Below are 5313 nucleotides of genomic sequence, written 5' to 3'. Positions count from 1 at the left end.
CCGCCGGGCCGGCGCTGGTGCTCAACCTGCTGCGCTGGGGCGCCGACATCCGCTCGTGGGAAGACCTGAAGTTGCCCAAGGAAGGTGTGAAAGGGGCCGGCATCTCCGAGCGCGAGATGACCATGGCCGGCCAGCTGATCGACGAGCTGACGACGCAGTGGCAGCCCGAAAACTTCAGCGACAAGTTCAAGGACCAGGTGATGGCCCTGGTGGAAAAGAAGGCCGAGGCGGGGCAGACCGAAACGGTGCTGCAACCGGAGGAAGACGCGCCCGCGAAGACGGCCGATGTCATCGACCTCACAGAGTTGCTGCGCCAAAGCCTGCGTGGTGGCAAGGGCGGCAAACCGGCGGCCAAGAAGAAGCGTGCCGCGTAGAGGTGACCGATGGGCACCAGCAGCCTGGCCGCGTACCAGCGCAAGCGCGACTTCAAGCACACGCCCGAGCCGGCGGGGGAGGTGGCCTGCTCCGGCGAGCAGCTCGGCTTCGTGGTGCAAAAACATGCGGCGCGCAGGCTGCACTATGACTTCCGGCTCGAACTCGACGGCACGCTCAAGAGCTGGGCCGTGCCCAAGGGCCCGAGCCTCGACCCCTCCGACAAGCGCATGGCAGTCGAGGTCGAAGACCACCCGCTGTCGTATGGTGGCTTCGAGGGTGTGATCCCCGAAGGCCACTACGGCGCCGGCTCGGTGATCGTGTGGGACCGTGGCACCTGGACGCCGGTTGGCGATGCACACAAGGGCTACCGCGAAGGCAAGCTCAAGTTCGAATTGCACGGCGAGAAGCTGCACGGCGGCTTCACCCTGGTGCGCATGCGCCAGCGCGACGACGAGCGCCAGACGGCGTGGCTGCTGATCAAGGAGAGCGATGGCGAGGCCAAACCAGCGAGCGAGTTCGACGTGGTCGAGGCCTTGCCCGACAGCGTGTTGGGGAAAAAGGCGCCGAAGAAATCTGCCGCGACGAAACCCAAGCCTGTTGCGAAAACAGAAGCCAAGCTCCCGCTCTCGCTCGCACCGCAGCTCGCGACGCTGGTGAGCGAGGTGCCGCCTGGCGACGACTGGCTCTACGAGATCAAGTTCGACGGCTATCGCCTGCTGACGCGCGTCGACGGCGACGACGTGCGCTGCTTCACCCGCAACGGCCACGACTGGTCGCACCGCATGCCGCAGCTGGTGAAAGCCATCCAGGCCTTGAACATCGGCTGGGGCTGGCTCGATGGCGAGATCATCGTCGCCGGCAAGGACGGGCGGCCCGACTTCCAGGCGCTGCAAAACGCCTTCGAGGCCAAACAGTCGCAAGGCATCCAGTACTTCGTGTTCGACCTGCCGTTTCACGATGGGCAGGACTTGCGCAACGAGCCTTTGCGCGCCCGGCGTGAGCGCCTGGCGGGACTGGTAGGCCAGGCCAAGGGCAGCACCGTGCAATTCAGCGCGGCCTTCGACGATGACCCGAAGAAGCTGCTGGCTTCAGCGCAGGAGGCGGGCCTTGAAGGCCTGATCGGCAAGCGCAGCGATTCGTCCTACCAGGCACGGCGCTCCACCGACTGGGTCAAGCTCAAGGTGAACGCGCGGCAGGAGTTCGTGATCGGCGGCTTCACCGACCCGCAGGGCTCGCGCAGCGGCTTGGGCGCGCTGCTCTTGGGCATCCACGACGACCAGGGTGCCTTGCGCTACGCCGGCAACGTGGGCACCGGCTTCGACCAGAAAACGCTGATCCGCCTGCGCGCGCAGCTCGACGAGATCGAGGTCGGCGCCAGCGCGTTTGCCGACGCGCCGGCGCGTGTGGGCACGGGCAAGCCCGTCAAGCCGCATTGGGTCAAGCCGAAGCTCATCGCCGAGGTGTCGTTCGCTCAATGGACGCGCAGCGGCCACGTGCGCCACGCGGTGTTTCACGGTTTGCGAAGTGACAAGCCGGCCGAGCGCATCACCAAAGAGGTCGCCAGGAAGTTGACTGCCAAGCCTGCCACCAAAGCCGCCACAAACCCCACCACCAAACTGCCCGCGAAATTTCGCATCACCCACCCCGAGCGCGTGATCGATGCGTCCACCGGCATCACCAAGCAGCAACTGATCGAGTTCTACGCCTCGGTCGCCACGCTGATGCTGCCGCACCTGAAAGCGCGGCCGGTGTCGCTGCTGCGTGCGCCCGAGGGTGTGGTCGGTGAGCAGTTTTTCCAGAAGCATGCCGAGGGCAGGGCGCTGGCGAACGTCGACACGCTGAGCCGTGACCTCTACCCGTCTCACGCACCGCTGTTGGCCATCTCTGATGCGCTGGGCCTGTTGTCGTCGGCGCAGATGAACGTGATCGAATTCCACACCTGGAACGCCACCACGCGGGCGATGGACCGCCCCGACCGCATGGTGTTCGACCTCGACCCCGGCGAGGGTGTTGGCTGGCCGCAGGTGCAAGAAGGCACGCAGCTGTTGAAAGGTTTTCTCGACGAGCTGGGCCTCACGAGCTTTCTGAAAACCAGCGGAGGCAAGGGCCTGCACGTGGTGGTGCCGCTCACGCCGAAGTACGACTGGGACCTGGTGAAAGCCTTCTCGCAAGCCATCGTGGCCCACATGGCCCAGGTGATCCCGCAACGCTTCGTGGCCAAGAGCGGGCCGAAGAACCGGGTGGGCAAGATCTTCATCGACTACCTGCGCAACGGCCTGGGCGCCACCACGGCCTGCGCGTGGTCGGCGCGCGCGCGGCCGGGCATGGGCGTGTCGGTGCCGATCGCGTGGGACGAGCTCGCTGGTTTGAAGAGTGCGGCGCAATGGACCGTGGCCAACGTGGCCGACCGTTTCCCGACCGGCAATGCACCTTGGGACGGCTACACGGCAGCGCGCCTGAGCCTGGTCAATCCGATGAAGGCGCTTGGCTTCGATGCCAAGAGGCCAGCCCAGGCATGAGCATCGCGCCCTCAGGCCTGCTCTACGTGAGCGACGCAATGCCCGGCATCCGCCGCTTGCGCGAGGGCGATGGCTTTCGCTACCGGCGCCCCGATGGCCGCGCCCTGCGCGACGTGAAGGAGCTGCAGCGCATACGCCAACTGGCCATTCCCCCGGCTTATGAAGAGGTGTGGATCTGCCCGCTGCCGCAAGGCCACCTGCAGGCCACGGGCCGTGACGCGCGAGGCCGCAAGCAATACCGCTACCACCCGGGCTGGCGCGAGGCGCGCGATGTCGACAAGTTCACGCGCATGAGCGAGTTCGGCGCCGCGCTGCCGCGAATTCGAACCAAGGTGAAACGCGACCTCGCAGCGCCGGTGGGCAGCCGAGCCTCGGTGCTGGCGGCACTGGTGCGGCTGCTCGACACCACGCTCGTGCGTGTGGGCAACGACGAGTACGCGCGCACCAATGGCTCGTTCGGCCTCACCACCTTGCGCAACCGCCATGCGGCGGTGAAGGGCAGCACGCTGCACCTGCGTTTTCGCGGCAAGAGCGGTGTGTGGCACGCCGTGGCGCTCGACGACCCGCGGGTGGCGCGCATCGTGCGCGCCTGTCAGGCGATGCCCGGGCAGGAGCTGTTTCAGTACGAAGACGAAGCGGGGCTGTCGCATGGTGTCGGCTCGGCCGACGTCAACGACTACCTGCGTGAACTGAGTGGCGCCGACTTCACGGCCAAGGACTTTCGCACCTGGCACGCGAGCGTGCATGCCCTGCAGTTGCTGTGCAAGCTGCCCACCGAGGGGCCAGTGACACGGCGGGCGGCCAACGAGGTGTTGCGGCAGGTTGCCGCGCGGCTGGGCAACACGCTGGCGGTGTGCCGCAAGTCGTATGTGCACCCCGGCCTGATGACGGTGGCGGTGCAGACGGGGGTGTCGCAGTGGGCGGAACGCGAGGCACCGCGCAACCGCGGGCTGACGGTGGGGGAGTGCCGTCTGCTGGGTGTTTTGTCGCCCGGGGCGACTGCAAGGCAACTCAAGCGGGCCGCAGCGGGCCCGCTTGGTTGAACTCGCTCAGACCGTGGCGGTGGTGGCGGCCTTTTGCGCGGCGCCAGCCGCTTCGGCTTCTTTGCAGGAGGGGGCGCACACATGTTGCGCCTTGCCCAGCAGGCGCCGGGTCTTCAGGGTGTTGCGGGGACGGTGCTTGCCGCACAAGAAACAGGACATGGTGCCAGCCTGGAAGTCTCCTGCGCTGGCGAACGGCGAGCCGCCTTCCTTGACCTTGTAACGCAGACCGTCGGCCTGGATCTTGGTTTTGATGACGTCTTTTCCCAAAGTAACTTCCTCGGATAGATAAGAACCCAGGCCAAAACCTGGGTTCAGGTGCCGCAAAACGCTCATAGTGACACGAACTAGGCCCTAAGTGTTGCAAACAGTGGATTGACCAAGCTCGTTGAACGGTCAGCCCAGCCCATTTCCCCGGGCCGAAGTGGGCGGGGATAGGCAATAACCCTCAGTTTCAGGGCAGCGGCATGGCAGCGGGCGGCGGTTTCCGGGCTTCTGGGCTCGAGTTCCAGGCCGGCATCTCGCACGCCTTCCGAGCGCGCCTGCGGCCGGCGCGTTCAGGTCGGTGGCGCGAAAGGCGAGCGGCGGGCCAGCATGGCCACCGACTGCACCACCTGCAGCGGCTGCAGCGGTTTGGCGCAGTGCAGGTCGAAGCCGGCGTCGATGGCGTGCTGGCGGTCTTGCGGGCGGCTGAATGAGGTCAGGGCGATGGTCGGCAGGTGCCGCCCCGAAGCGAGCTCTCGCGCGCGCAGTTCGCGGATGAGGTCATAGCCGTCGAGGCCGGGCATGCCGATGTCGCTCACCATCACGTCGGGCAACTGGCTGTCGAGTGCAGCGAGCGCCTCGTCGTGGCTGGCCGCGGTGACCACGGTCGCGCCGCGGTCGGTGAGGATGATGGCCAGCATGGCGCAGGCGTCGGCATCGTCGTCGACCACCAGCACACTCAACCCGACCAGCAGGCCCTCGGTGTCGTCCGCGTCTTGCGCGTCGTCGTGGGGGCCGAGTGTGTCCACACCCTTGCCTGTGCCGTCATCGAACGGCAGCACGATCTCGAAGCGCGCGCCGGAGCCTGCCCCTTCGCTGTGCGCCCGGATCGAGCCGCCGTGGGCTTCCACCAGTTGCTTGACGATCGACAGCCCGAGCCCCAGGCCCCCGCGGTGGCGGTTGCTGCCCGCATTGCTTTGCGTGAAGCGATCGAACAGATAGGGCAGAAATTCTGGCGTGATGCCTTGGCCCTGGTCGGTGATGCTCAGGTGCAGCCCGTCGGCTTCATCGCGCAGACGAACGCAGATCTCGCTGGCCACCGGCGAGAACTTGATGGCATTGCTGACGAGGTTCCACACGACCTGCTGCAGCCGTGAGCCGTCGGCACGCACGGC

General features: G+C 66.6%; 5 protein-coding genes. 3 read left to right on the top strand and 2 right to left on the bottom strand.

Annotated features, from left to right (window positions below; all coding sequences use genetic code 11):
• The 3 genes from RMO40_RS04135 to RMO40_RS04125 all read left to right on the top strand — a co-directional run.
• Positions 1 to 374: Ku family protein (locus RMO40_RS04135; RefSeq protein ID WP_489660103.1), on the top strand; the 374-nt coding region annotated here is incomplete at its 5' end.
• 9 nt (positions 375 to 383) lie between these two features.
• Complete coding sequence (gene ligD, locus RMO40_RS04130) at positions 384 to 2894, top strand: DNA ligase D (protein WP_309716710.1); 2511 nt, start codon at positions 384 to 386, stop codon at positions 2892 to 2894.
• Complete coding sequence (locus RMO40_RS04125) at positions 2891 to 3937, top strand: DNA topoisomerase IB (protein ID WP_309716706.1); 1047 nt, start codon at positions 2891 to 2893, stop codon at positions 3935 to 3937. Before ligD ends, RMO40_RS04125 begins: the two co-directional genes overlap by 4 nt.
• A 6-nt stretch (positions 3938 to 3943) precedes the next feature.
• Here RMO40_RS04125 and RMO40_RS04120 read toward each other — a convergent pair whose 3' ends face one another.
• Positions 3944 to 4270: a hypothetical protein gene (locus RMO40_RS04120; protein ID WP_309716703.1), complete on the bottom strand. Its 327-nt coding sequence runs from the start codon at positions 4268 to 4270 to the stop codon at positions 3944 to 3946.
• A gap of 221 nt (positions 4271 to 4491) precedes the next feature.
• The coding region (locus RMO40_RS04115) for an ATP-binding protein (protein WP_309716700.1) at positions 4492 to 5313 on the bottom strand (822 nt) is incomplete at its 5' end.

It is taken from the genome of Rhizobacter sp., assembly GCF_031412075.1.
Lineage (GTDB): Bacteria > Pseudomonadota > Gammaproteobacteria > Burkholderiales > Burkholderiaceae_C > Rhizobacter.
This window is presented reverse-complemented; position numbering and strand designations above follow the sequence as displayed.